The sequence below is a fragment of the Mesorhizobium sp. B1-1-8 genome (assembly GCF_006442795.2).
In the GTDB taxonomy this organism is placed as follows: Bacteria; Pseudomonadota; Alphaproteobacteria; order Rhizobiales; family Rhizobiaceae; genus Mesorhizobium.
Map to the genome: position 1 here is coordinate 4,115,938 of NZ_CP083956.1, position 25,596 is coordinate 4,141,533.

Consider the following 25,596-nt stretch of genomic DNA (forward strand, 5'->3'; position numbering starts at 1 on the left):
CTCAGATATCTTGTGGTTTGAAATCGGCGGGAGCTGACGGCATCACGCCCTGGAGCAGCGCGACGGACTTTTCGAGCCCCTCCAGCGAATTCAGGAGCACGTCCTCATGCTCGATCGAAAGCCAGCCGTCATAGCCGGCCATCTTGAGCCGATAGCAGAACTGCCGCCACCACTCCTCGCCATGGCCGAAGCCGAGCGTGATGTAGCTCCAGGAGCGGGCCGGGATGTCCATCAGGCTGCCATTCTCAAGCAGCGAGGTCGTGGCCTGGACGGGCCGGTTGAGCATCGTGTCCTTGGCATGCACGTGATACACGGCCGCACCCAGCGCTTCGGCTGCAGCAAGCGGATCGGCGCCCATCCAGAACAGGTGCGAAGGGTCGAGATTGGCGCCGATGACCGGCCCGACCGCTGCTCGAAGCTTCAGGAGCGAAGGTACGTTGTAGACGCATTGATTGCCGTGCAGTTCGAGCGCGATGCGCTCGACGCCGTTTGCCTTGGCCAGCGCAGCGATCTCGGTCCAGAACGGGACCAGCTTTTCTTCCCATTGATATTTGAGGATCGCCTGCGTCTCCGGTGGCCACGACGAGACAACCCAGTTCGGCATGCTGTCGCCGGCGCTGCCGGCCGGCAGGCCGCTCATGGTGCAGACGGTGCGGATGCCCATTTCGCCGGCGACGCGGATCGTATCCTTCAGTCCCTCGCCCTGGGCCCGGTCGGTCGGATGCAGCGGATTGCCGTTCGCGTTCAGGCTGACGATCTCCAACCCGCGTTCCTCGAACGCTCCGGTGAAGCGTCTCTGTGCTTCCCTGTTGCCCAGCATCGACGACAGCCGGAAATGCGGCGCGGTCGACCAGCCACAGGTGTTGACCTCGATGCCGGATACCCCCATGCGCCGGGCATGATTGAGCACCGCCTCGAATGGCAGACCGCCGAGACTGTCAGAAACGAAACCCAGCTTCACGCGTAAAACTCCGGCTTTGCAATCATCTGGACGGGTGTGCGGCGGCCTTCCTTCAGCGCCTTCACGCCGGCCTCAGCAACGACGGCGGCGCAATAGCCGTCCCAGCAATCCGAGGCGGTCGTTGGGAACTCGCCGGTCACGACGAAGCGCAGGAAGTCGCGGTTCTGGCGGCGGTAGGCATCGTAGTAGCGGGTCCGCCAGTCGGCGTCGTAGCTTGTGCTTTGGGTAAGCGCCGAGTCCGTGCGGGTGTAGGCGACATTGTTGGTCGCAACGGTGCCGCGCTCGCCGACCAGCTCGGCGCGAACGTCATAGCCATAGGCTGCGTTGTTGTTGATCTCGATGTTGACGAGCTGGCCGTCCACCGTTTCCAGCATCATGACAACGGGAGCCACGCGCGCGTCGGAGCGGCTCGGCTGGAATGCGGAAATAGCGGCATATTCCGTCCCGAGCACGTAACGCACGACGTCGAATTCATGCGGAGCGGAATTGGTGATGGCCATCGCGCCGGTGAAATCGGCAGCCGGCGTTTCGACATTGCGGTGGAAATTGTGCATCATCAGCGCCCGGCCGAGACGGCCGTCGTCGAGCGCCCGCTTCATCTCCTGGTAGGAACGGTCGTAACGCCGCATGAAGCCGAGCTGGACGTATTTCGCGCCCGCCTTCTGTTCGGCTTCCATCACCGCGACGCACTCGGCCGATGCTTGCGAAAGCGGCTTTTCGCACAGGACCCGCTTGCCGGCGGCAATACAGGCCATCGAAAACGGCGCATGCGTGAAATCGGGGCTGGCAATGATCACTGCGTCCACATCCTGCCGCGTGATGGCGCCGTTCGGGTCGGTAGCGATGTCCAGGGCGCCACACGCGTCGGCAACGCGACGGGCGCGCTGCTCGTCCATATCGCAGACCAATTGAAGGGTTGCGCCGGGCAGTTCCTCGGCAACGATCCTGGCATGATCCGCGCCCATCAGGCCGGCGCCGATCACAGCAATGCGGATTGTCATTTCTGTCCTGCTTTTTCTTCCTGGAATTACGGGTAACGGCGACGTGAAACAGCGCCGGGCTGGGAATACCTCGGCGTTGTCTAGCGCGCGGTTGGCTCCTCCAGACGTTGGATGGATGGTGGATGCCCCTCATGTGTTTCCATGTACCCTTCGACCTGGGCCTCCAGATCGGCCATGGTCTCGCCGCCGGCCATCAGGTCCGTGATCTCCTCGCGGGACTTTTCGCCCCTGCGGAAATCGGCGGCGATGGCGCCGCGGATCAGCACCGCGAAATGGTCGCCGACGGTCATGGCATGCATGACCTGGTGGGTGATGAAGACCACCGCCAGGCCACGCCTTTTGGCCTCGTTGACGATGCGCAGCACATGCGAGGCCTGCTTGACGCCGAGCGCCGCGGTCGGCTCGTCCAGGATCAGCACGCGCGCTCCAAAATACACGGCGCGCGCAATGGCGAGCGACTGGCGCTCGCCGCCCGACAGGCCGCCGACCAGGCGGTCGCCGTCATCGATGCGGGTGATGCCGAAATCCCGGACCGCTTTCACCGCGATCTCGTTGGCGCGCTTGCGGTCGTAGATCCTGAACGGTCCCCAGCCTTTGGTCGGCTCGACGCCCACGAAGAAGGAGCGCCCGATGCTCATCAGCGGAAACGTGCCGCCGAACTGGTGCACCGTGGCGATTCCGCGTCCCTGCGCATCGCTTGGTCCCGTGAACGTTACCGGCTGACCATCCATCAGGATCTGTCCGCTGGTGGGCTTGTGGACCCCGGCCAGGGTCTTGATGAGCGTGGACTTGCCGGCGCCGTTGTCGCCGAGCAGGCAAAGCACTTCGCCGGCGCGCACCCTCAGCGAAATGTCGTGCAGGACGTCGATCGGTCCGAAGGACTTGTTGACGTTCCTCAGTTCAAGAATGGCAGGTTTGTCGTTCATGGCGTCATCTCTTCATCTGCATCCGGCTGCGCCAAGGTGCTCGGCGAAGCGGGGGCTGATCCGAACTCGTTTCTCAAGGGTTTGCCGGCTCCCGCGGCAAGGTTCGTTTGCGCCCGGGTCTGAAGTACAGGGCCAGGTCGCGGAACGACTGGTTCATCAGCACCGCCAGCAAAAGCATGACGCCGATGATCAGGTTCGACCAGTTCCGGTCGATCTGGGTGAAGTAGATGCCCTGGCTGACGATGGCGAAGGTGATGGTGCCGACGAAGATGCCGACAACCGAGCCGAAGCCGCCGGTCAGCAGCACACCGCCCACCACGACGGACACGATGGCGTTGAAGATGAAGTTCATGCCGCCCGAGACCTGGGCGGAATTGAACAGGATCGCCTGGCAGATACCGACGAACGTCGCGCTGACCGCGGACAGCACAAACAGCGCGATCGTCATGCGGTTCGTCGGAATGCCGGCGTTGCGGGCGCTGACCTTGTCGCCGCCCATTGCAAACAGCCAATTGCCGTAACGCGTCTTGTGCAGGACGAAACCCATGATGGCGGCGAACGCGAGCCACCAGACGATGATGACCTGGTGGCTGCCGCCGATCAGCTGTCCGAACAGGAATTTTGCCCAGTCCGGCGCGGTGAGCGCCACGCTGGCATTGCCGGTAAGAAGCACAGACGCACTGAGCACCACGCCCTGCATGGCGACGAGCGTGGCAAGCGTGATGATCAGCGACGGCACCGAAGTCCGAATGGTCAGCAGGCCGTTGACCAGGCCGACCGCAATGCCGACCGCCAGCGCGCCGGCAATGCCCACCGTTATAGGCAGTCCGTAGTAGCCCGACAGCATGGCGGTGGTCATCGAACCTGCCGGGATCAAAGCGCCGATCGAGATATCGAGTTCGCCGGCGATCATCAGCAGCCCAACCGGAATGGCGACAATGCCGAGATTGGCCGCGAAATTGACCCAACTTGCCGCCCCGACCAGCGTGACCAGATTGGCGCCGCCGAACAGGACGAAGAACAGCACCACGCCGACGAGGCTGAGGATCGACCCGGCTTCCGGACGGCGCAGCAAGGACTTGACCATGTCCATCATGACTGTCCTCCCTTCTTCGACGAATAGCTGAGCGCCAGCTGCCGGAACGTGTCGTTGGTCAGCACCGCGATCAGCAGAAGCGCGCCGATGATGACGCTGCCGACATTGGGATCCAGGCTGGTGAAATAGATGCCCTGGTTCACGATCGAAAAGGTCAGCGTGCCGAACACGATGCCGACGATCGAGCCGAAGCCGCCCGTGAGCAAGACGCCGCCGATGACGACGCACATGATGGAATTGAAAATGAAAGACTGCCCCGCCAGAACCTGCGCGCTTTGGTAGACCATCACCTCGCTGACCCCAACGAAAGCGGCGCTGAAGCCGGACAGCATGAACAGGCCGATGGTGAGCCGCTTGGTCGGGATGCCGACATTGCGCGCGCTCTCCTTGTCGCCGCCGAGCGCATAGATCCAGTTGCCGACGGGCGAGACATGCAACAGCCAGAACAGGCCAATGACGAACACCACCCACCACAGAATCGTCACCTGGAACATGCCGCCGAGATAATCGCCGAGTATCTGCTTGGTGAAAGGATCCGGCACGAGCGAGACGCCGGTGCTGCCGGCGATCTTGACGGTGAGGCCCAGCGTCAGCCCCATCGTGCCGAACATGGTGCCGATGGTGATGATGAGCGACGGGATGGTCGTCCTTGTCACAAACAGCCCATTGATGAAGCCGACCGCGAGGCCAAGGCCAAGCGCTGCCGTTATGCCGAGCCAATCAGGCAGGCCATAGTGGCCCGAGACGATGGCAGCCGTGAGTGACGCCGCAGGGATCACCGCGCCGACCGAGATGTCCAATTCCCCGGCGATCATCAGCAGCCCTATCGGCAGCGCAATGATCCCGATCTCGGAAGCGATATTCAGCCAGCTCGCGGCACCGGCCGCGGAGAAGAAGCCGCTGCCGCCGACCACGCCAAAGAAAAGCAGGACCGCGAGCATGCCGAGGAACGAGCCCGACTCCGGTCGCCGCGCCAGCCGGCCGAGGGCCAGTCCGGACTGCCTGCGGTCCGGCGCTGGAATTGATGTGGACGTCACGGGATGTGCCATTGGGGTAATCCGCGAACACACGGCCGGCCAGGATGTGGCCGACGCCGAGAGAGGGAAAAGGGGCCGCCCGCAGCAAAGGCGAGGACGGCCCAGGCGGGAGGATTATCGCGTCCCTGCTTTCACGCCGGCGATGGTGGCGTCGACATTTGCCTTGTCGATGATGCCTGGTCCCGTCAGGATCTCGCGGGTGGGCACCGACAAACCATAGTTGACGTGGCCGTTCAGGATTGCAACCGCGAGATAGCCCTGCAGATAACCCTGCTGGTCGATCGCGCAGTCCTGCTGGCCGCCCTTGATGTTGTTCAGGATGGTCTCGTCGAAATTCATGCCGCACAGGTGCACTTTTCCGACCTTGCCGGCCTGGGTAATGCCGTTCATGGCAGAGTTCGCATCGACGTTGCCGATCGTGAAGACGGCGTTCACATCCTGATGCTGCAGCAGGTAGGCCTTCACCGCCTGCGCGACGGCCGTGGCCGAGCCGAAGGAGGTGGCCGGCAACGGCAGCACATCGGCTTCGCCGCCGCCGTTCTTCATCCCCTCTTTGAAGCCACCGCAAAAGGCCTCGATGTTGGCGGCGCCTGGCAGCGTGTTGATGCAGACGCCTTTCTTGTTGCCGGCCTTGGTGAGGTACTCGCCGGCCGCGACGCCGCCTTTATAGTCGTCCGAGCCGACATAGTTCATGGCGCCGAGACGATCGGCCGCTTTCAGCCCGCCGGCATTGTAGATAAGCAGCGGAATGCCTGCGTCTCTCACTGCCTTGAACGCAGGGTCCATGGCTTCCGGCACCCAGTCCGGCCCGACGATGGCGTCGGCCTTCTGGTCGATGGCCTGGCGGATCAGTTCGGCGGCGTCGACACCCAGATTGTCGTAGTTCTGCGGACCGAGCCAGGTGACCTTGCCGCCTTGAGCCTCGACCACCTTGCCGGCGTCTTCGGCGCCGCGCTTGACGATCGACCAGAACGGATCGTCGGGCTTGCCGCCGACCACGAATATGTTGGCGGCGAGCGTCGCGCCGGTGCTGAACCCGATCAGCATCGCCGTCGAGACGAGTGTCTTGAAAAGCTTCATGGTATTCCTCCCAGATTACCCCGCAGGGTTTCAATAAAAGTCTTCCTGTTCCGGGCCCGCTCCTCACGGGCTTAGCCGAAACAGCGTTTGCTTGGTTATTCCGCCGGCATTCCGGACGCCGGATCACCGCGGCCTTCCTGGCGGCCTCGCATCTTTTCCTTCTTCTTGCGGAAGCGCGCCTTCATGGCCTCGTCGGCCTCTTTGCTGCCGTCGTGCCAGGTCCCGAACAGCTTATCGAGGGGCACCAGCCCATCGCCGCCGTAATTTACCTCGAAATACTTGTGGTGCAGGTAGTGTATATAAGAATGGCTATCGAGGTTAACTTTGTCGGTGATTTCGAATATTTCAAAACCGAGGTGTCCGTTGACCGCGCCGAAACCCGCTCCGTGCAGCGTGAAGTAGGCGCAGACAGGGTTGGAAGGGATCAGCAGGTGCAGCCAGGCTTCGGCATGATAGAGAAACCCTTCGACCGGGTGCATCGACAGCGACGACCACGGGCTCGGATTGATCGAATTGTGATGGACCGAATGCACCCATTTGTAGAGCGGCGGCCAATGGATCGCCCTGTGCAGGAAGAAGAAATAGACCTCGTGCACGGCCGGCGCGACAAGCACCAGAAACGATAGATAAAGCCAGTTCGTAGTCCAAGGCAGCCAAACCGCCCAGCTGTTTGCATAGGCCCACAGCATCACGATCTCGACCACCGTCCACAGCGGTATGGTGACGAAAAACGAGCGGGCGAAATTGTCGATGTTCTGGCTTTGGAACCAGAACACGTCGGACGGCGCGTCCGACGGAAATTTCGGATTGTATTTGAAACGGTTCTGCTGCTTGCGCTGGACGTAGTAGCGCAGCTCGAAGAAGCCGTAAAAGAGAAAAATCCCGGCGGCGTTGAGGCCGTATAGCCAAAGGTAGTTGAGCAACGAGAAGCGCGCGAGGCTCTGCCAGCTCGGGATAAGCAGATTTACCCAAATGAGCGCCGTCGCGAGATGGAACGTGTTCCACGGCCAGAAGAATTCGGGGATCCACGCCACCACCTTCCTCGCATTGAGCGGACGGTGCCAGATCGGCGCCGGCTCGGCCCGCCGGTGCGGGGCCCAATTGCCGCGTTTGTCGCGGGTTCCATACTGAAGGTCATCCATCGCGACAGCGCCTCCTCGCCTAGATCCGCCTGGGGTTTGGGGTTCGGACCTTGCCCTGAGGCTCAGCCGACCGAGCCCTCACTCGGCGCAATTCATATCGGAGGGTTGATATTTGGAGAAGGCAGAAATAATATCAAAATTGCATTTGTATCATTTAGTTTCAATCATGATGATACGACAGGGATGGACGTTCATGAAGCGGCCGACAATCCACGATCTCGCTACCGCGGCAGGGGTATCGGTGGCGACGGTGAACAGAATTCTGGGTGGCACCGTTTCGGTTCGGCCGAAAACTGTCCAACGCGTGCAGAGCGCGGCGGAAGAAATTGGCTTCTACGGTGTCGGGGCGATTGACGATCGAGCTCGAAAAATATCGCCGCATTACCGATTGGGTTTCCTGCTCCAGCAGTCCACCCGTGACCTCTACCAGCTGTTCGGAAAGAAGATCGTCGCCGCCTGTCGCGAGCGGCGGGACGAGGTCATCGACCCTGTCGTCGATTTTGTGGATATTTTGACACCGGAGACAATTTCGAACCGTCTTATCGCGCTCGGCGAGGAATGCGACGCTGTCGCGGTGGTCGCGGCGGATCACCCGATCGTTGGCCAAGCCATCCGTTCCCTGAAGGAGATGGGCAAACCGGTCGTCTCCTACATCACGGATCAATCCGCGCCGGAAAGGGCGGCTTATGTCGGCACCGACAATTGGAAGCTTGGGCGGACCGCGGCCTTCCTGATCACGCAAACGACCCACGGCCCAGGTCGCATTGCGGTTTTCATAGGCAATCACCGGTACCAGTGCCAGGATGTCTCTGACGCCAGCTTCCGCTCCTATCTGCGTGAGCACGCGCCTCGGCTCACGGTCGAGGAAAGCCGCCCCACCCACGAGGAATCGAGCGAGGCATACCGTATGGTGACAGAGCTTTTGGAATCGACAAATGATCTCGTCGGCATTCTGATCGTCGGCGGTGGAATAACCGGAGTACTTCGTGCCTTGAAGGAAGTGTCCCCGGAGAGGCGGTCGGGCATCAAGGTTGTTTGCCGTGACATTGGTCCCGAAACTCGAAAGGGGCTGTCCGAAGGCCTGATCACCGCAGCTCTTTGCCATCCACTCGAAGCTGCTTCTGCCCTTCTTGTGCAGACAATGATCGATGTGATCGGACCGCAGAGACCATTGGCCACCCTTCAGCGGTCGATACCTTTTGAGATCGTCACGCCGGAGAATATCTGATGGAAATGTCTGCTACGGAGTCGCCGTCGGCATGCCACGACCCGAATGAGGAATGTCCGCTTTAAGGCGAGCACCCGCAATGAACCCGCCCCAAACTTCTGCTGAACCGCCGCATTGCCTTCCGCGACGACCCGCACAATAGTCGGGACGATGTTTGAGGCGATAGCGAGTCACTGGTCCACGCTGATCCTGATCCTTTCCCTGGCCATGGCGGCTGTCGGCATCGTCCACGCCATCATGACCAAGGAAGACGTGCGGGCCGCCACCGGCTGGGTGGGCGTGATGCTTTTGTCGCCCTTCCTCGGCGCGATCATCTACGCCATCGCCGGCATCAACCGCATTCGCCGCGCCACGATCAGCGCCATGCGGCCGATTGCCGGCGAGGCCGCCGAGGCAAGGCACGACCGCGACGTGGCGCTGGAGGCGCTGATCGGCGCCGAGTACGGCGAGCGCTTTATCGGCCTCAAGACACTTGGCGACAGGGTGACGCGGCGCGCGCTGACTTCGGGAAACACGATCGCCGTCCTGAAGACCGGCGACGAAGCCTACACGGCGATGTGCCGGGCGATCGACGGGGCGAAAAGAAGCGTCCTGCTAGAGACCTATATCTTCGACAATGATGCGGTCGGACAGCTCTTCGCCCAGACACTTGGCAACGCCGTCAAACGCGGCGTCGCCGTGCGGGTGCTGATCGATGCCGTCGGCGTGCGCTATTCGGTGCCCAGCATCCTCAAGCATCTCAAGGAAGCGGATGTCACCGCCGACCTTTTCAACGGCAATATCGTCATGGGGTTGAGGCTTCCCTATGCCAATCTGAGGACCCACAGGAAGATCCTCATCGTCGATGGCGCGGTGGCGTTCACCGGAGGGATGAACATCCGCAAGGGATTCTCCGCCGAATTCGCCGGTTCCGACAGCTCCAGGGATACGCATTTCGAGGTCACCGGGCCGGTGGTGGCCGACCTGTTCTCGGTGGCGGCCGAGGACTGGCGCTTCGCCGGCAACGAGGCGCTGAAAGGCGATATCTGGCAGGTCGAGAGAGCCTTGCCTCCGCCCGGGCAGCCCATGCTGGTGCGCGCGGTGGCGACAGGACCCGATGCCTCGAACGAGACCAACCACAAGTTGCTGATGGGGGCGTTTTCGGTTGCCCGCAAATCGATCCGCATCATGTCGCCCTATTTCCTCCCCGATCGGGAGCTGATCAGCGCGCTGACGACGGCCGGCCGGCGCGGCGTCGAGATCGACATCGTCGTGCCGGCGGTGAACAACCTCTTCCTCGTCGACCATGCCATGACGGCGCAATTCGACCAGGTGCTGAAGCATTATTGCCGCGTCTGGCGCCATGAAGGCGCGTTCGACCATTCGAAGCTGATGTCGATCGACGGCGTCTGGGCCTATATAGGCTCCTCCAATCTCGATGCGCGCTCGCTCAGGCTGAATTTCGAAATCGACATGGAGGTTCTGGACCCAAATTTCGCCGCCGAGATCGACGCGCGCATCGAGTCGGCGATCGCCACGGCCAAACCGGTGACACTGCAGGGATTGAAAGATCGGCCGTTCGTCATCCGCGTTTTCGACCGTTTGTTATGGCTGGGATCGCCCTATCTTTAATGCAGACAAAAAGAGCACCAGGCGCATGGAAATAAACGGACGCAACCTCCCGGAGACGGTGCTTCTGTCGATCCGCAGCAGACATGCGCGCAAGGCAAAAGCGACGCCGCGCAAGCGGGTCAATGATGCCGAAATGGTTGTCGCCTCCTACAACGTCCATAAATGCATCGGCACCGACCGCAAATTCGACCCCGACCGCACCGCGCGCGTTATCCGCGAAATCAGCCCCGACGTCATTGCCCTGCAGGAGGCCGACAACCGTTTCGGCGACCGCGCCGGGCTGCTCGACCTTGCCCGCCTCGAAATGGAAACGGGCCTGGTGCCGGTGCCGGTTTCCGGAAACGGCAAGGGGCACGGCTGGCGTGGCAATGTGCTTCTGTTCAAGCGCGGCAGCACGGTGCGCGACGTCCACCAGATCAAGCTGCCGGGCCTGGAGCCGCGTGGGGCGCTGGTCGCCGAGATCGACCTCGACGAAAAACGCACGCTGCGCGTCATTGCCGCCCATCTTGGCCTGCTGCGCCGCTCGCGCTCCGAACAGGCGCGCGTCGTGCTCGACATCATGAACAGCGCCGATGAGCGGCCGACGCTTTTGCTCGGCGACCTCAACGAATGGCGGCTGGGTAATCGCTCGGCGCTCAACACGCTGCACACCACTTTCGGCCCGACGCCGCCGGCGGTCGCCACCTTCCCCTCGGGGCTGCCGGTGCTGGCGCTCGACCGCATCATGGCCAACCGCAACGGCATGATCTCGGCGGTGGAAGCGCACGACACGCCGCTGTCGCGCGTCGCCTCCGACCACCTGCCGCTGACGGCTTTCGTGCATTTGTAACCCGGCTTACCCCTCCCGCAGCCAGACCAGCATCTCGCCGGGATCGCGATTGTCCCAGGCGAAATAAGGAACCGCCTTGAGTTTCGTCTCTGCGGCCGTCGGCGGCTCGGGGCGGTAGAGATCGCTGCCCCAGTTGTCCGTCTCGGCCCGACTGCCGATGGCTGAAAGGGTGACGATGCCGCCGAGCAGGTTCGGCTCGGCATGCGCCTCGATGCTTGCCGTGCGCGGCAAGGCGATGCGGTGCAGGCCGCCACCATTGTCGGTTTCCTCGACACAGTAAATCAGCGGCCCGCGCGCCAGCGCGACGCGGCCGATATCCTGGCGCACTTGCGGGTTGGCGAAGAGGCGGGCCATTGACATTTCGAGGTCGAGCTCGATCCGGTCGCCCTGGCGCCATTCGCGGCGGATGGCGGCGTAGCCGCCGCTCGTCGCCTGGTCGAGATCGACCGGCTTGCCGTTCACCCGAAGCGCGGCCTTGCGGCACCAGGCGGGCATGCGCAGGTAAAGCGTGAACTCGACCGGCGCCTCGGCCTCGATCGCGATCGAGACCGCACCGTCCCACGGGTAATTGCTGGTCTGGACAAGGCTGACCGGCCGGCCGGCGATTTCGAAGCGGGCGGTGGAGTCGCCATAGAGATGCACCGCCAGCGCATCATCCGACAGGCCGTAGAAATAGCTGCCGATGGACGCCACCATGCGGCCGATATTGGGCGGGCAGCAAGGGCAGCGATGCCATTTCCAGCGGTGGTGGCCGCCCCGGCTTTCCAGCGGGTTCTCGTAGAAGAACAGCGAGCCGTCGAGCGACAGGCCCGAGATCGAGCCGTTGTACAAAGCCCGCTCCATCATGTCGGCGTAGCGGGCGTTCGGCCCCATGCCGAGCATGCGGCTTGCCCAGAACACCAGGCCGACGGAGGCGCAGGTCTCGGCATAGGCGGTTTCGTTGGGCAGGTCGTAGTCATTGGTGAAGCCCTCATTGTCGGCGGACGGGCCGAGACCGCCGGTGACATAGAGGCTCCTGGTGGTGAGATCGTCCCACAGCCGCTCGAGCGCCACCTTGAGGGTGTCGTCGCCATATTCGGTGGCGATATCGGCCATGCCGGAATAGAGGTACATCGCCCGCACCGCGTGGCCGACGACCTTGTCCTGCTCGCGCACCGGCTTGTGCGACTGGTTGTATTCGTAGGTCTTGAAGTGGAAATCCTTGGGGTCGGCGCCGCGCGCCAGCGCCTCCTCGTCGAAATAATGCGGCTGCTGCCCGCGCTGGTCGATAAAGTACTTAGCCAGCTCCATATATTTGCGTTCGCCGGTGACGCGCGAGAGCTTGACCAGCGCCAGCTCGATCTCCTCATGGCCGCAATAGCCTTTTTTCTTGCCCGGCTCAGGGCCGAACATCGAGGCGATGTGGTCGGCAAAGCGGCTCATGATGTCGAGCAGCTTGCGTTTTCCGGTCGCCTGGTAGTAGGCGACGGCGCCCTCGATCAGATGGCCGGCGCAATAGAGCTCGTGGCAATCGCGCAGATTGGTCCAGCGCAGGCCGGGCTGGATGCGCTGGTACCAGCTCGACAGATAGCCGTCTTCCTGCTGCAGCTTGCCGTACATGTCGATGACGGCGTCGATCTTCTTCTCCAGATCGGGATTGCGGCGCCGGTAGAGCGAATAGGCGGCGGTCTCGATGGTCTTGCCCCAGTCGGAATCCCAGAACATCTGCGTCGTCACGGTGCTGGCGGTGAAACCGTCATTGACATGGAACGGGATGACGACGCCCGGCGACGGCACATCCGGATCGATCTGCTCCAGCATGCGCGCCTCGACGCAGCGGTCATAGAGGATGCCGGCGGTCTTGGCGGCGACCGCGTCGACACGGTCGCCCCAGAAACCGCGGACATCGACTTGCGGCACAGGCAACGGCCGGAACGCGAGCTTCGGCTTGGCGCCGGTCTGGGCGGGTTGCGGTGCGGTCATGACGTCACTCCATTCGAATTCAGGGAATTACTTGACGGCCCCGGCCATCAGGCCGCGGATGTAGAAGCGCTGCAGCGCCAGGAACAGGATCAGGCAGGGCACCATCATCACCGTGACGCCCGCCTGGACAGCACCCCAGTCGATGGCGCCGAAGCGGCCGGACTGAAGTGCCGTCATCATCACCGGCAGGGTGAACTTCGATTGGTCGGTCATCAGCACGAGCGCGGCGAGGAACTCGTTCCAGGCGCCGAGGAAGGCGAACAGCGCGATCGTGACGACCCCTGGCCAGACCAGCGGCAGCATCACCTTCAAAAGCATGGTGACGTTGTTGGCGCCGTCCATGCGCGCCGCCTCCTCGATCTCGCGCGGCACGGCGTCGAAGGCATTGCGCATCATGAAGATCGAGAACGGCAGCTGCAGCGTGACGTAGACGCAGACCAGCCCGGTCAGCGTGTTGTGCAGACCGAGCCTGGTCAGCACCAGGAAGATAGGCGTCAGGATCGACTGGAACGGGATCATGATCGTCGACAGGATGAGGATGAAGAAGAAATCCCTGAAGGGAAAGCGGAAGCGCGAGAAGCCGTAGCCGGCGAGCACGCTGACCAGCACCGACAGGATCACCGTCATCACCGAGACATAGATGCTATTCTGCGCCGAGGCCCAGAGCCCGTCGCCAAAGGTGTTCAGCGTTTGATAATTCTCGATCGAGAAGCCGGTGGTCGGCCAGGGCGGCAGCGGCGGCTGGCGCGCTTCCTGCGCCGGCTTGAAGGTGGAGAGCACGGTCCACACGATCGGCGCCAGGAACAGCACCGAGGCGATCACGCCGGTGGAGTGCCTGGCGAGGCTGAAGGCTGCCTTGCGGTTCTGCGACATCGCCTCGGCCATCAGTCGAGCCCCTCGGGTTTGCGCAGCAGCCAGAGCTGAATGAGGCTGAGCGCCACCAGGATGACCAAAAGCACCATGGAAAGTGCGGCGCCGTAGCCTAATTTGAATGACACGAAGGACTGGTTGAAGATCCAGTAGACCGCGGTCAGCGTCTGGTTGCGCGGGCCGCCGCGCAAGATGATGTAGAACTGGTCGAAGGCAAGGATCGAGCCTGCGACCGACAGGATCAGCGCCAACGCCAGCGTGCGGCGCATCAGCGGCAAGGTGATCGCCCTGAACCTGGCGAAAGGCCCTGCCCCATCAATGACGGCCGCCTCCTGCAAATCCTGCGGGATCGACTGCAGGCCGGTCATCAGGATGATCATGGTGAAGCCGGCGACCTTCCACACCACCATGGCGATGATCGACCAGAAGGCCGGCTGGAAGGTGGCGAGCAGGTTGAACTTCTTGTCGATCAGGCCAAGATCGTAGGCGGCCGGGCTGAACAGGCCGGAATCGACATTCAGGAGCCACGACCAGAGCAGGCTCGCCGAGGCGAAGCCGACCACCGCCGGCATGAAGAAGGCGGTGCGGTAAAGGTTGGTCAGCGGACGCGGACGCTCGATGAAGATCGCCAGCGGAAAGGCGACGGCGAAAATCGCGATGGTGACGATCACCGTATAATAGGCGGTGAACCGGAGCGCGTTCCAGAAGCGGGTGTCGCGCAGGATGGCGAAGTAATTGTCGAGGCCGACGAAGGCATGCTCGCCCATCAGAGGCCAGTTGTGAAGCGACATCCACGCCGTCATGCCAAGCGGGATGACGAAGAAGACGGTGACGAGGGCCACGGCCGGCAAGACATAGAGCAGGCCCACCCATTGCCGGCGGCCGGCGCCGACGAGCTTTCTGGCGCGTACCGGAGCGGAGGTTGCTGCGATGGTGGTCATGGCCGGCCACTCGCCTCCCCTTCTCCCCTTGTGGGAGAAGGTGGATCGGCGCGCAGCGCCGAGACGGATGAGGGGTGTTCCAGCGGAGTGAGACGTTGGCTTTCCCTGGAGCACACCTCATCCGACCGAGCTTCGCTCGGCCACCTTCTCCCACAAGGGGAGAAGGGGGAGCCAGCCCGCCGGCGCCCCGAACTGCCGACCGCAATCCGGTTGCCCATCGAGATGTATAAGTGTTGTCTCAACACGATAATCCCTGTCATTCAGCGATACAGTCCCCGGCCGCCCGGCCAGGGAGACGGGGCGGGCGGCCGGTCAGAGCCTTGGCGGCGAGGCGTTGCGCAATCCTCGCCGCCGGCTGGCCCTGGTGTTACTTGTTCGGCGCCTGGTCGATGATCGATTGCATGGTCTCCTGCGCGTTTTTGATGGCGCCGTCGACATCGTCGCCGAAGAACACCTCGTTGACCATCTGCGTCCACGGGCCGTTGGCGGAGTTGATCAGGTCGTTGAACACCACCGAATAGGGCGTCTTGCCCTTGGCCATCGCCTCGGCCGCCACCTGGTAGCGCGGGTCGAGGTCCTTCAACGCCTCCTTGGCGATGTCGCCCCGCACCGGCAGGCTGCCATATTTGGCAAGGATGGTCTGGCCCTCCAGCGAATAGGCGAAGTCGAGGAACTGCTTCACCACCTCGATCTTCTTGGTGCCCTTGGTAACGACAAAATTGTCGCCGCCGGCAAAGGACGACCAGCCGCCATCCTTGCCCGGCAGGAAGGTGATGCCGTAGTCGACATTGGGATATTGCGTGTTGAGCGCGCCGATGGCGAAAGCGCCGGACGGCGAAATGCCGATATTGCCGCCGGCGAAGGCAGCGAAGAAGTTGGCGCCGGTGTCGGTCTGGGCGCCTTCCGGCACCAGGCCCTTCTTCACCATCGAGCGGTAGAGGTCGATGGCGCCGCGCAGCTGCGGGCTGTCCAGCGTCGCCTTCGAGCCGTCCTCGGACAGGATGTCACCGCCGGAGGCCCAGATCAGCGGCGTGAAGGTGAAGATATTGCAGCCGCCGCAATTGCCGGAAAAGTAGAAGCCCTTGATGTCGCCGCCGAGCGCGTCGACCTTCTCGGCGTCGGCCTCGATCTCGGCCCAGTTGGTCGGGCCCTTTTCAGGGTCGAGCCCGGCCTGCTTGAACAGCTTCTTGTTCCAGATCAGCACCGAGGCGTCGGCAGAGAAAGGCAGGCCGTAGATGCGGTCCTTATAGGTGCCGGTCTTGACATGCGCCGGCGACAAGCTGGCGAAGTAAGGCAGGGATTTCGCCCAGTCGGTGATGTCCTCCAGTTGGCCCGCGGCGGCGAAGGACGGCGTGTAGATCAGGTCGAGCGAGAGCGCGTCGGGCGCGGTGCCTCCGGCGGCCGCCGCGCCGTATTTCGGGATGATCTCGGCATTGGGGATGATGTCGAGCTTGATCTGGTCCTTATGCGCCTTGTTAAAGGCATCGACGATGCGCGGCATGAAATTCGAGCCGTCGGCGCGCACCCAGATGTTGGCGGTCTCGGCGGACGCCGCCTGCAGGCCGCAGCCGATCATTGCGGCGGCGAGCGCCAGTTTGGCAATCATGGTCTTCACTTTATTCCTCCTCATGGTTCTCCTCCCAGTTTTAGTCGTGCCACCCGCGGGGGTCGGATGCGTCACGGCCGTTTTCTTCCTTCACGTCTCAGCCGCCCACTGGACGGCCGCATGACTGACGCACCACCAGCCGGCACGGCAGTTTCCGGATGCCCGGCGCGGCCGGCTGGCCGCCCACGAGCGAAAGCAGGGCGAGCCCGGCCTCGCGGCCGAGCGTCGAAAGATTCATGTCGACCGAGGTGAGCGGCGGGCGCGTCGCCTCGGCCACGATCTCCCAATTGTCGAAGCCGATGACGCCGACATCGTCGGGCACACGGATGCCGCGTTCGCGTAGCGCATCGATGACGCCGCGGGCGATCTGGTCGTTGCCGCAGAAGACGGCGTCCGGCCACCCTTCCCTGCCTCGGCCGTTGCCGAACAGTTTCGCCACTGCATCGTGGCCCCAGGCTTCCGACCAGGCGCCCAGCAGCGGCTCGCCGACCGGCAGGCCGTTCTCCCTGAGAACATCGCGATAGGCCTCAGCTCGCGCGTGCACCACGGCGAAGCTCGCCGGGCCGCTGACATGGGCAATGCGCCAGCGCCCGAGCCGCAAAAAGTGCTCGACCGCCAGCCGCGCGCCGCCGGCATCATCGGAGACGAGGCCGACCGCGCCGGGATCCGGCTGGGTGAAGGCGTAGACCACGGGCACGCGCAGGTCTGCGAGATCGACCGGCAGGTGGCGGTCGATGCGTTTTCCCGTGGCGATGATGCCGTCGACGCGCTTGTCGAGCATGGCCTCGACATGCAACTGGGCGAGCCGCATGTCGTCCTCGACATTGCACAGGAACACCGACACGCCATTGTCGACCAGCGCATCCGAAACGCCGGCCATCAGCGGCAGCGAGAAGCGGCCATAGGTATCGTTGGTGAGCAGGCCGACGGTGAAGGAGCGCTTGCGCAGCAGGCTCTGCGCCAGGCCGTTCGGCCGGAAGCCGAGCAGCCGCGCCGTCTCGCGAATGCGCTCACGCGTCTCCGCGGTCATGCGCCCCTGCCCGTTCAGCGCCTTGGAAGCCGTCGCCACGCTGACGCCGGCCGCGGCGGCCACCTCGCGCAGGGTGACCGGGGTCTTGGCGGAGACTGGCGCTGGCTCGGCGTCGGCGGACATAGGCGCGGTGGATTCCCCCCCGTTGGGAAAAGGTTTTCTCTTATCGGCCTGCGCGGTGATGACCTGGTGAGGTCAGCGGGCGCGGTGCGGGTTGGGAAAAGGTTTTCTCAGAGGGAGATTAGGGGAAGGTGGCGGGGTTGGCAAGGGGATGATAAGCAGCCGACACGGTTGTTCGTCAATGACCGCTTTCGCCATAAGCGGTCATCGCCACCAGTTCTCGGGGACAGGAGAATGTCCTCCTTTTGGAAAGATTTTCCGTCACCGAGCCTGTACACGAGCGTTTAAGGACTATAGGCGCCGGCATCATGATCTCCTCACCTATCGGCCTGTTGGCAGGCTAGCAACTTGCTGTAGAAACCACGGGCCAGAAGACATGCACCAATACGATCCGATGAGGACCGCCAGCCTGTGCATGCTCGCTTTCGTGTGCCGAGCCGAGGCGCCACCGAGGCGCAGGCTTGAGACCCTGATCTGATCCATATCGTTGCGTTAGACGCTCGTTAATGTTCTCCACCGTCCGAGTAATTGGCCCGACCCGTTCCAGTCCCGCCATGACTGCAAAACCATGACCGCGCGCATAAGCGCCGGTTACAATTCGATCTACTCCTTCAGTAACATATTCATCATCGAATCGGCGATTGTCCGCTTCAAGGTATTTGCATTCTATGCAAAGATAATCTCCGCGGCGTCCAACTTGCTGGCTGAATAGAATGCGGATGTCCAAGCGGCGGAACGCGACGACTCGCCCATCCGCATCGACGATCGGCAACTCACCCTGATGCTCGATGTGATAGCGGAGGCCTCCCGTCGCGTCGCGGGCGTCTTCGAAACACGATGCTAATTGCCGCGTGAACCGTGGTTCTAGATGACGTACATCACCAAGTAGCGCTGTAGTAGCTGTGACGGCCTCGTTCATTGCGGCAAGAACGCGGCGTAAAATTTGCGGCTGAACACGATAAAAGTTGTTAGCAAGAGTTGCTGAACCGGTGGCGCCAAGATGGTCACTAAGGACGCTCACGCTATCGCACCACCAAAATCTACGCTCTCCACAGGTTGCATCAGGTCAGCGAGCACGCGATCACCATCTGTCCACGCGGCAGCCGGCGTGAAACAACGGTAACGTGCCGGCTTTGCAACAATCAGCGTGTCCTGCACATAGAGGCGCAGACTGCGAAGCGCCTTGAGATAAGGCAACTCGGATCCACCCAACGCAGCCGAAAGGTTCTCAGGCGCAACTTCTGAGAGAGACGCAGAAATAGGATTAGAGATTTCTGCATATCTTCGGCTCAAGCTGAAGCGTATAACCACCATATCGTTGGAGGCAGGCGCGTAGTATTGTGGAATGAGCGCGAGATCGTTCGGATCATCGGCATATTCGTTGAATGCTTGGCATAAGTTGCGCGCATAGGCCATGATTTCTGTGTCGGTAGGGGCAATGTCCATGGACGCCCGGTCGTTGTGCGTTTCAAAAATGACCGCGCGAGCACGACGAACCGCATCCCCAAGCAACGCTCGTTCTGCAGGAACTAAGCCGCAGATTTCGTAGACGAGTAAGTCAAGCCTGTTCAGGACAGAGCTTGGTGCCGACGTGGTTGCCAACTCGCCTTCAATGTCGACAAGTTGCTTGAGCTCCGCGGAGCTCAGAAGGTCGAGGCGAGGGAGTCGAACATTATCTAGATCGACACGCTCAACCTTTGTTTGTTTGATGCCGAGTGTACAGCCAATGAATGCCAGTTGATATGCAATAAGCGAAGAATTCATCACTGCGCTGAATGCACGGGCAAATGTTTCTCCCACTCCGGCGTACGACACTCCAATAAAAGACTCATTATAGACGACGTCTCGCTTGTCGAATGCCGCCGTGTACCGACCTCGTTCCAATGCTGCGGTCAGCCCCCCTTCGGGAAGAATGACCAGCGGGCCAGCATACCGCTCACGGCTGTATGCGCGGTAAGCGCGGTATGCCTCGAATTGGGGGAGGTTGCGCTCAACGCGCATCGCGCGGAAATCGCGGGTGGTCAACAAGGGCAAACCTCGAAGATGGTCGGCGGAGTATTTGCTGCCCGGCTGATAGCCCTGCCCTGCGGGGAGACCGAATTCCGATAGCATTGCCGCAAAGGTCACCGTGCGTTTGTTTCGTGCGAGCCGTTCTAGGAACCACGAGTCGCGCTCCTCGCCGTAGGCGGCAGTCTTAAGCAGCTCCGGACGTGTTGCGAGCAACGTTAGACGCATACCCTTCGCCGGATCTGCTGGAAGCTCGAAAATGCCCGTATTCTGAAACGTCGGCGTCCACGGTAGGTTGATTACGGTCACCGTACCGGCGTCAACAGGCAAGCAATTGGAGAAGAAAAGCAGAGCCGGACCGGCTGCGGCTTTGGCTTCGCCCTGCTCAGCCTCGTACTCTTGGAATAGTCGAGAAAGCCGCAATTGGGCGAGGTTTACGAGACTGACGTTCGGGAATGCGCGAAACAGTTGATCTCGCCGCTCTGCAGCGCCGCGTTCGAGGCTAAAGAAGGGCGTGGCCTTCATTACCAGCGCAAGTCGTGTGTCAGGGTTCGAGAAATCGAGGCAGCGCCACAGAAAAGCCCAGTCGTTCGAGCGTGGCGGAAGGGGAACACCAGCACGACGAGCGTACGTAATGCCAGATCGGCGTTCAGGCTCAGCTTCGACCTGCTCGGAATCCTCTCCGCGCGCAGTAGCCTCCCGCTCTCGCTTCGCTAGAGTTTTATCAGCATGTTTGGCTTTGGGGTCGTGGGTCCAAGGTGGATTCCCGACGATGGCGTCAAACCGTGTCTCACCTAAAAGTCCGCTATCATCGAGACGCGTGGATAAATGTGGGTTGAACGTACTGGTGGGAAACAACACTCGATTGTGGAGAGGTTCGAACTTCAAGCAATCAAGCGCATCGAGCCCGCGTGGCGGTGCGGGGTCGAGTTCGAGAAGTGCCAGGTAAAGACTGAAGGCGGCGACCGAAAGAGCAGCCGGACTGATATCTACACCGCGGATTTGACACATGAGGGTGTCGCGGACCAGGTCGCGGGTTAGTGGCATCTCGCGGGAGCGGAGCCAAACAAGGCGGCGCAGGCTTTCCACCAGAAACACACCTGATCCGCAAGCTGGATCTAATATGCGAGCCGACGGGGCAAGGCTCTCGAATACTGGGTCAAGAACAAGGTCGACCAGATTGATTGGTGTATAGTGAACGCCGAGCTTTTGCTCGCCGTCGGTGTCCGCCATGTGGACAAATTTCTCGTAGATCGAGCTGATCAGTTCGACTGGGATTGCATCAAAGCGAAACGGAAATAATCGTCCTTGTTTGTCCGAAATATTAAAATGGCCGAAGAAGTCGCTTAGCGGCGTCAGAAGCGTCGCGGAATGGCCGAGTTGCTCACGTTCGGCCGCCTCGTCCTCAATTGGGAAGAGGTCACCGTTGAACGTAGTTCGGATCCAACGAAAAAGTGCATAAGTGTTGTCGAGATTCTGCAAAATACTGTGCAGCCTGCTGCCGCCGAAGCGAGCTTCGAGCTCGGTGTCCAGTACATAGCCACGATGCACAAGATATTGGAAGAAGATACAGCGGCCGACAAGCTTCTGCGCCAGAGCAGATCGGACACCTCGCCTAACCAGATCGCGGAGGAGCGCGGTTAGTTCATGTAGAAGGATGTTATCTATTCGTGAACGCCGATCGACGGGGCGCGCGAATTCTGAACGCCAGAACCCACCCATAGCTACATGACGGCGTCCGCAAACCGCGCCAACCTGCGACAACGCAGTTTCGATGTCGACAGAGAGTGGGAACTCACCCAGCAAAGGCGTTTTATGCCCAAAGGCTTCCGGTGGTTGATACGCATTGTAGATTCGGACATATTGCGGTGTTGTTACCCACAGAAGCGGAGCGACCCCAAAATTCCATGCTAGACGGTGCCACTCGGTTTCAAGATCGGACGTCCCATCAGATGACTTGAACACGATGACCGGTGCGGTTCCAACTTTGAACACGGCCTCGGCCCCCAATCCGCCTTGGTTGCTCGACATCAACGGTGCCACGCGCGCGCCATCGCCCGCGGACAGACGCTCGCGGCCTGGGAGAACGAGACCTTCCGACGGCGTGCCGTCCGGCTCGAGATAGCCGACGCCTTTGAGGACCAACGCGGCAAGTGGGGTCATTGCGTTCAAAGCAACGACCCTTCTTGCGCGCACAGTGGTAGATGCCCGACACGCGCCGCTGAGTTCTCTTGAAATGTCATGACCGGCTCCGCTGGCTCGCGACGACAGAGGGCGGGAATTGGAAGTGACCTTGCATTTCCTCGATCTCAACTGCAGTCAGATTTCTGCGCAGACGTCGGACGATCTCGGCACAAGGCACTATGAGAGTGGGCGTGTCCAATACAGGCCGCATCACTGCTTCCATTGCAGAGACTTTGGCGGACTCGATCCCAATCTCGACGCAGCATGATTCTAAGACTAACCAAGACAGACCGTGGCAGGCTTCGACAACTTCGTTGAGCCGTTGAGCAATAGTTCCGATACGCAATCCAAAAGTGCGAACGATTTCGACGATCACTGCCATCGCAACAACGTCCCCTGGGGTGAACGTCGGGCTATGGCCTTTGTGTCTCGACAGGGCTGGAAGCGCGTCACGCCATGTCCGGAAAGTTTCCACCGGGATGTCAAGTAGCTCGCGAATCTGTCCTTGTGTGTAGCGCATACCACAAATTAGCTCGGCTTTCGTCCCGAGACAATCCGTTGTAGGGGACGGGATTGTTCCCTATGCGTTCGCTGTCGCACTTACAGCGACGGGCTTATGTTGAGACCCACGTCGGCATCGCCCGCCATTCCACTCCACCCCGCTTTCTGATTGAATACCGCCTCCGCCCTACTCTGGAGCATCACCCATCTCTCCTGACCCCTTTATCCCCCTGCGCCAACGCTTCCTCGCCCGTTGCGCCGATCGGCTCACGGAGCTGAAGGCCATCGCGCGTGAGGGGGCCCCTGCCCGGTTCTTCCTTCGCGGGGCGGATGGAAACTCGCCTATAGCTTCCTGAAAAACCCCGACAGAATGTTCGGGCCCGCTTCGCCGGGCCGCAGCCTGATCCCGTCCTCGAATCCGTTCAGCGTCACGCGTTCGAAGCCGTTGTGCGCAAGCAGCGCCACCAGCGAGTCGCGGTCGAAGTGGTGCAGGTGCTCGTTGGGGAGACGCATACGCCAGGTTCGGAACCACGCGTCGCCGTCGGCGCCGAGCTCACGCCAGCGGCAATAAGGGACGGCGACGGCTAGGTGCCGGGTCTTTAGGCGGCCGAGGAAACCCAGATCCGGGATGTGCTCGAGCACATCGAACATGGCGACGAGATCCCACGAGCTGGCGAGCGCCTCGTCCCAATCGACGAAGCGGACGCCCTTGGGCAGCGGGAATTCGGCGATGTCGCAGCCGGCGCAATCGGCGACCCCGGTTATCTTCGCGGCTTCGATGAATGTGCCGGTGCCGTAGCCAATCTCCAGCACGGAGCGAGGGATCTCGCCGGTTACTCCCAGCACCCAGCCAAGCCGCTGATAGCCGAGCTTGATGGTCCGGTCGCTCAGGTCCTCGTAATAGGAAATATACCGCTTGTCGTATTTGATCGGCGTGAAGTCGATCTGGTGGATCACGCCAAACCCGTCCACCTCGTAGTTGTCCAACATCGCCCTGCCCCCTCCGGATACCGCATCCCTTACACGGTGGTGCTAAACGCAGCGTCAACGGCCGCCCGAAGACATGGTCACCCGCGGGTGGTCGGGATCGACGTCACGGCACACTTTCCAGGCTGTCGCCAACCACCGCTTCAACGCCGCCACTTGCGAGCCGCCCGTTCCGAGCATGTGTGACTTTCCCGCACCTCCTGAAAAAAATACTGGCGTCTTCGAATTGGCAAGATTGACAACCGGGCGCGTTCGGCGAAAAGGCTACTCGCGCTTAGGTAGCATGCAGGCCCTTCTGGGGGGCATCATCCAACCTGGCATGGAAGCAGACCGAGAGGTTTGTGGGGCGTATCGCACGAAGTCCGGCGGTCAGGTCCTTCCAGCTTTGCAGTTTTTGACAACGAAAGGGCCATCCCGTGAAACAGCTTCTTCTTGCAACCGTTCTCGTCCTCGCCACTGGCACCGCCTATGCGGCCGATGTCTTGCAGGAGGCCCCGGTAGCCGCCTCCTTCGATTGGACCGGCGCATATATCGGCGCCAACGCTGGCGGTGGCTTCGGCACCTTCAAATTGGAAAGTCCTGCTGGCGGCGGTTTCAGCTTCCATTCAGGTGGGTTCCTGGGGGGTATCCAGGCGGGCTACAACTGGCAGTCTGGCCAGATGGTTTACGGCGTGGAAACCGACTTCCAGGGTTCGGATGTTAAGGCAACCTTTTCGAGCGGCGGCGGGGAAATCGAAACAAAGGTTGACTGGTTTGGCACGTTGCGTGCTCGCATTGGCTTTACGCCCGTCGACCGCTTCATGGTCTACGGCACCGGCGGCTTGGCCTACGGCCATGAAAAGACAACCATCACCGGCGGCCCCAGCTTTTCCAAGACCAGGGCCGGGTGGACCGTTGGAGCGGGCGCTGAATACGCCATCAACACAAATTGGACGATCAAGTCTGAATATCTTTATACCGACCTGGGCAAAGAAACGTTCAATGTTGGGCCGACCAGCATCGACGTCAAAGTGCCCTTCCATACCGTTCGCGTCGGCTTGAACTACAAATTCTAATCTATTAGCGGACCAAGATACAAAGCTCCGGCAGGTGCGAATCGGACGGAGCTGATTCGTGATCTCAGCGACGCCGTCCTTCCACACCGTGCGGATCGACGCCAAGTACAAGTTCAACTAAGCCCTCCAGGCAAAAAACCTCAGAAAGCCCGCCACCGGCGGGCTTTTTTCTTTTCAGCCGGGCCATCTGTCACCCGCCCGCGCCTCAGCCTATGCTTCGGCAGCGGACTGTCTATGCGATGCGCGGTTCTCGCTGCGGGTGGGTGGCGTTACGTCCAACACTGATTTTAAGCATGTCTTATCCCGAAACCGCCGCACACTTTCGGGAGACATGCTCTGAAGGGAGGAGCACCATGAGAAAGGTTATCGTCACCGAATTCATCACCATCGACGGCATCGCCGAGCACGAGAAACTGCCAAGCGTGACCTGGAACAACGAGATGCAGGCCTTCAAGGAGGATGAGCTTGCCGACAGCGGCGCCATGCTTCTCGGACGCGTGACCTACGAAATCTTTGCCGGCCACTGGCCTGCCGAAACCGGCGACTTCGCCGACCGCTTCAACGCGCTGCCGAAATATGTCGCCTCGACGAGCCTGAAAGCGGTCGACTGGAAACCGGCCGAGCTGCTCGGCGGCCCCCTGCCCGAGGCGGTCGCGAAGCTGAAGCAGGAGAGCGGCGGCAACATCTATGTGCATGGCAGCCTGAGCATCGCCCGGCAGCTGCTCGGCCACGGCCTGGTCGACCGGCTACGGCTGCTCGCCTACCCCGGCAGCGCCGGCCAGGGCAAGCCGCTGTTCCCGCCCGACAAGCCGCTTGGGCTGGAGCTGATCTCGGCCGTGCCGTTCAGCAACGGCGTGGTGGCGCTGGAGTACAGGCCGGTGGCGAAAGCCTAGAGCAATTCCAGGAAAAGTGTGACACGGTTTTCCGTCCGGAATTGCGTAAAAAAGAGATGGAGCGGTTCGCCTTTTCCGTGAAAAGGTGAAACACTCTAGGGGCCGGCTGCCTGAAAAAAGCTCGGTATCTCCAGATCAGAGCGCGCGCAGGATTAGTGGAAGCGGCACACCGCTCAACCTTCAGGAAGGCTGTTGTGCGGGCTGTTCGACCTGATGCACCTTTCCGGCCTGCGTCAGTCGCGCCATGACCGAGGTCATCTGATTGTAGAGATCGACGAAACCCGCCGACGGCATCGCCAGTTGCCCGACAACGACGCGATTGACGTTCGCGCGGTCTTCGGCATCGATGCGATCCGAATAGAGCGCAAGGCGCAGCACGCCCTGGCGAAAACTTATGGCCAGCGCGCCGTCGCAAAAAATCTCCGGCGCATCGAGCCGGTCGGTGATCTTTTCAGTGCGCTGGTTCATATCGGCCCTCTTTGAAGTTGATCGCGCGCGGGTGTCGATTGCGTTTTGTGACCACACGATC

22 protein-coding genes are annotated in these 25,596 nt (G+C 61.5%); 5 read left to right on the forward strand and 17 right to left on the reverse strand.

Translation table 11 applies throughout. The annotated features are described in order from the left end of the window. Position 1 precedes the first annotated feature (1 nt). The 7 genes from FJ974_RS20070 to FJ974_RS20100 form a co-directional block, all read right to left on the reverse strand. Positions 2 to 961, reverse strand: coding sequence for a sugar phosphate isomerase/epimerase family protein (locus FJ974_RS20070; protein WP_140537759.1), 960 nt, complete (start codon positions 959 to 961; stop codon positions 2 to 4). Beyond that, entirely contained in the window at positions 958 to 1,962 is a 1,005-nt protein-coding gene (locus tag FJ974_RS20075; RefSeq protein WP_140537757.1) for a Gfo/Idh/MocA family oxidoreductase, read from the reverse strand. Before FJ974_RS20075 ends, FJ974_RS20070 begins: the two co-directional genes overlap by 4 nt. 80 nt (positions 1,963 to 2,042) lie before the next feature. Beyond that, positions 2,043 to 2,888 (reverse strand): ATP-binding cassette domain-containing protein, encoded by an 846-nt coding sequence (locus tag FJ974_RS20080; RefSeq protein WP_140537755.1) that lies wholly within the window; start codon positions 2,886 to 2,888, stop codon positions 2,043 to 2,045. 73 nt (positions 2,889 to 2,961) lie between these two features. Beyond that, positions 2,962 to 3,981, reverse strand: coding sequence for an ABC transporter permease (locus tag FJ974_RS20085; RefSeq protein WP_140537863.1), 1,020 nt, complete (start codon positions 3,979 to 3,981; stop codon positions 2,962 to 2,964). After that, the gene (locus FJ974_RS20090) at positions 3,981 to 4,925 is read right to left on the reverse strand and encodes an ABC transporter permease (RefSeq protein ID WP_226891639.1); all 945 of its coding nucleotides are present in this window, start codon (positions 4,923 to 4,925) and stop codon (positions 3,981 to 3,983) included. Before FJ974_RS20090 ends, FJ974_RS20085 begins: the two co-directional genes overlap by 1 nt. Before the next feature lie 210 nt (positions 4,926 to 5,135). Further along, positions 5,136 to 6,101, reverse strand: coding sequence for a sugar ABC transporter substrate-binding protein (locus FJ974_RS20095; protein WP_181177266.1), 966 nt, complete (start codon positions 6,099 to 6,101; stop codon positions 5,136 to 5,138). Between the two features lie 95 nt (positions 6,102 to 6,196). After that, positions 6,197 to 7,243 carry a sterol desaturase family protein gene (locus FJ974_RS20100; protein WP_140537751.1) on the reverse strand — a complete coding sequence of 349 codons (1,047 nt, stop codon included), beginning with the start codon at positions 7,241 to 7,243 and terminating at the stop codon, positions 6,197 to 6,199. 193 nt (positions 7,244 to 7,436) lie between these two features. Between FJ974_RS20100 and FJ974_RS20105 the strand changes: the two genes are divergently transcribed. The 3 genes from FJ974_RS20105 (at position 7,437) to FJ974_RS20115 (ending at position 10,911) form a co-directional block, all read left to right on the forward strand. After that, a complete protein-coding gene (locus tag FJ974_RS20105) occupies positions 7,437 to 8,471 on the forward strand; it encodes a LacI family DNA-binding transcriptional regulator (RefSeq protein WP_140537749.1) in 1,035 nt (344 codons plus the stop codon). Positions 8,472 to 8,621: 150 nt separating this feature from the next. Further along, complete coding sequence (locus FJ974_RS20110) at positions 8,622 to 10,082, forward strand: phospholipase D-like domain-containing protein (protein ID WP_140537747.1); 1,461 nt, start codon at positions 8,622 to 8,624, stop codon at positions 10,080 to 10,082. Positions 10,083 to 10,107: 25 nt separating this feature from the next. Beyond that, a complete protein-coding gene (locus FJ974_RS20115; protein WP_140537745.1) occupies positions 10,108 to 10,911 on the forward strand; it encodes an endonuclease/exonuclease/phosphatase family protein in 804 nt (267 codons plus the stop codon). A gap of 6 nt (positions 10,912 to 10,917) precedes the next feature. Here the strand turns inward: FJ974_RS20115 and FJ974_RS20120 are convergent, their stop codons facing one another. The 9 genes from FJ974_RS20120 to FJ974_RS20160 form a co-directional block, all read right to left on the reverse strand. Continuing rightward, entirely contained in the window at positions 10,918 to 12,873 is a 1,956-nt protein-coding gene (locus FJ974_RS20120; RefSeq protein ID WP_140537743.1) for a glycoside hydrolase family 127 protein, read from the reverse strand. A 27-nt stretch (positions 12,874 to 12,900) separates the two neighbouring features. After that, complete coding sequence (locus FJ974_RS20125; RefSeq protein ID WP_140537741.1) at positions 12,901 to 13,758, reverse strand: carbohydrate ABC transporter permease; 858 nt, start codon at positions 13,756 to 13,758, stop codon at positions 12,901 to 12,903. Then, positions 13,758 to 14,684 (reverse strand): carbohydrate ABC transporter permease, encoded by a 927-nt coding sequence (locus FJ974_RS20130; RefSeq protein ID WP_140537739.1) that lies wholly within the window; start codon positions 14,682 to 14,684, stop codon positions 13,758 to 13,760. The genes FJ974_RS20125 and FJ974_RS20130 overlap by 1 nt, the downstream gene beginning before the upstream one ends. 367 nt (positions 14,685 to 15,051) lie before the next feature. Continuing rightward, positions 15,052 to 16,299, reverse strand: coding sequence for an ABC transporter substrate-binding protein (locus tag FJ974_RS20135; protein ID WP_140537737.1), 1,248 nt, complete (start codon positions 16,297 to 16,299; stop codon positions 15,052 to 15,054). Between the two features lie 88 nt (positions 16,300 to 16,387). Next, complete coding sequence (locus tag FJ974_RS20140) at positions 16,388 to 17,443, reverse strand: LacI family DNA-binding transcriptional regulator (RefSeq protein WP_140537735.1); 1,056 nt, start codon at positions 17,441 to 17,443, stop codon at positions 16,388 to 16,390. A gap of 337 nt (positions 17,444 to 17,780) precedes the next feature. Next, positions 17,781 to 18,461: a hypothetical protein gene (locus tag FJ974_RS20145; RefSeq protein ID WP_140537733.1), complete on the reverse strand. Its 681-nt coding sequence runs from the start codon at positions 18,459 to 18,461 to the stop codon at positions 17,781 to 17,783. Beyond that, on the reverse strand, positions 18,458 to 21,610 hold the full coding sequence (locus FJ974_RS20150) for a class I SAM-dependent DNA methyltransferase (protein WP_226891641.1): 3,153 nt from the start codon (positions 21,608 to 21,610) through the stop codon (positions 18,458 to 18,460). The genes FJ974_RS20145 and FJ974_RS20150 overlap by 4 nt, the downstream gene beginning before the upstream one ends. Before the next feature lie 76 nt (positions 21,611 to 21,686). Then, positions 21,687 to 22,013, reverse strand: coding sequence for a hypothetical protein (locus tag FJ974_RS20155; RefSeq protein ID WP_210240727.1), 327 nt, complete (start codon positions 22,011 to 22,013; stop codon positions 21,687 to 21,689). Positions 22,014 to 22,474: 461 nt separating this feature from the next. After that, the gene (locus FJ974_RS20160; RefSeq protein WP_140537728.1) at positions 22,475 to 23,122 is read right to left on the reverse strand and encodes a class I SAM-dependent methyltransferase; all 648 of its coding nucleotides are present in this window, start codon (positions 23,120 to 23,122) and stop codon (positions 22,475 to 22,477) included. 413 nt (positions 23,123 to 23,535) lie between these two features. On the opposite strand from FJ974_RS20160, the gene FJ974_RS20165 reads away from it, so the two are divergent. Then, on the forward strand, positions 23,536 to 24,174 hold the full coding sequence (locus FJ974_RS20165) for an outer membrane protein (protein WP_140537726.1): 639 nt from the start codon (positions 23,536 to 23,538) through the stop codon (positions 24,172 to 24,174). Positions 24,175 to 24,527: 353 nt separating this feature from the next. Beyond that, positions 24,528 to 25,067, forward strand: coding sequence for a dihydrofolate reductase family protein (locus FJ974_RS20170; protein WP_140537724.1), 540 nt, complete (start codon positions 24,528 to 24,530; stop codon positions 25,065 to 25,067). Positions 25,068 to 25,247: 180 nt separating this feature from the next. Here FJ974_RS20170 and FJ974_RS20175 read toward each other — a convergent pair whose 3' ends face one another. Continuing rightward, positions 25,248 to 25,535: a hypothetical protein gene (locus tag FJ974_RS20175; protein WP_140537722.1), complete on the reverse strand. Its 288-nt coding sequence runs from the start codon at positions 25,533 to 25,535 to the stop codon at positions 25,248 to 25,250. Positions 25,536 to 25,596 lie beyond the last annotated feature (61 nt).

Excerpts from the sequence above, each read along its gene's own strand:
- FJ974_RS20075 (WP_140537757.1), bottom strand. The coding sequence starts at position 1,962 with ATGACAATCCGCATTGCTGTGATCGGCGCCGGCCTGATGGGCGCGGAT.
- FJ974_RS20080 (WP_140537755.1), bottom strand. The coding sequence starts at position 2,888 with ATGAACGACAAACCTGCCATTCTTGAACTGAGGAACGTCAACAAGTCC.
- FJ974_RS20085 (WP_140537863.1), bottom strand. The coding sequence starts at position 3,981 with ATGGACATGGTCAAGTCCTTGCTGCGCCGTCCGGAAGCCGGGTCGATC.
- FJ974_RS20090 (WP_226891639.1), bottom strand. The coding sequence starts at position 4,925 with ATGCTCGCGGTCCTGCTTTTCTTTGGCGTGGTCGGCGGCAGCGGCTTC.
- FJ974_RS20095 (WP_181177266.1), bottom strand. The coding sequence starts at position 6,101 with ATGAAGCTTTTCAAGACACTCGTCTCGACGGCGATGCTGATCGGGTTC.
- FJ974_RS20100 (WP_140537751.1), bottom strand. The coding sequence starts at position 7,243 with ATGGATGACCTTCAGTATGGAACCCGCGACAAACGCGGCAATTGGGCC.
- FJ974_RS20105 (WP_140537749.1), top strand. The coding sequence starts at position 7,437 with ATGAAGCGGCCGACAATCCACGATCTCGCTACCGCGGCAGGGGTATCG.
- FJ974_RS20110 (WP_140537747.1), top strand. The coding sequence starts at position 8,622 with ATGTTTGAGGCGATAGCGAGTCACTGGTCCACGCTGATCCTGATCCTT.
- FJ974_RS20115 (WP_140537745.1), top strand. The coding sequence starts at position 10,108 with ATGGAAATAAACGGACGCAACCTCCCGGAGACGGTGCTTCTGTCGATC.
- FJ974_RS20120 (WP_140537743.1), bottom strand. The coding sequence starts at position 12,873 with ATGACCGCACCGCAACCCGCCCAGACCGGCGCCAAGCCGAAGCTCGCG.
- FJ974_RS20125 (WP_140537741.1), bottom strand. The coding sequence starts at position 13,758 with ATGGCCGAGGCGATGTCGCAGAACCGCAAGGCAGCCTTCAGCCTCGCC.
- FJ974_RS20130 (WP_140537739.1), bottom strand. The coding sequence starts at position 14,684 with ATGACCACCATCGCAGCAACCTCCGCTCCGGTACGCGCCAGAAAGCTC.
- FJ974_RS20140 (WP_140537735.1), bottom strand. The coding sequence starts at position 17,443 with ATGTCCGCCGACGCCGAGCCAGCGCCAGTCTCCGCCAAGACCCCGGTC.
- FJ974_RS20150 (WP_226891641.1), bottom strand. The coding sequence starts at position 21,610 with ATGACCCCACTTGCCGCGTTGGTCCTCAAAGGCGTCGGCTATCTCGAG.
- FJ974_RS20155 (WP_210240727.1), bottom strand. The coding sequence starts at position 22,013 with ATGGCAGTGATCGTCGAAATCGTTCGCACTTTTGGATTGCGTATCGGA.
- FJ974_RS20160 (WP_140537728.1), bottom strand. The coding sequence starts at position 23,122 with ATGTTGGACAACTACGAGGTGGACGGGTTTGGCGTGATCCACCAGATC.
- FJ974_RS20170 (WP_140537724.1), top strand. The coding sequence starts at position 24,528 with ATGAGAAAGGTTATCGTCACCGAATTCATCACCATCGACGGCATCGCC.
- FJ974_RS20175 (WP_140537722.1), bottom strand. The coding sequence starts at position 25,535 with ATGAACCAGCGCACTGAAAAGATCACCGACCGGCTCGATGCGCCGGAG.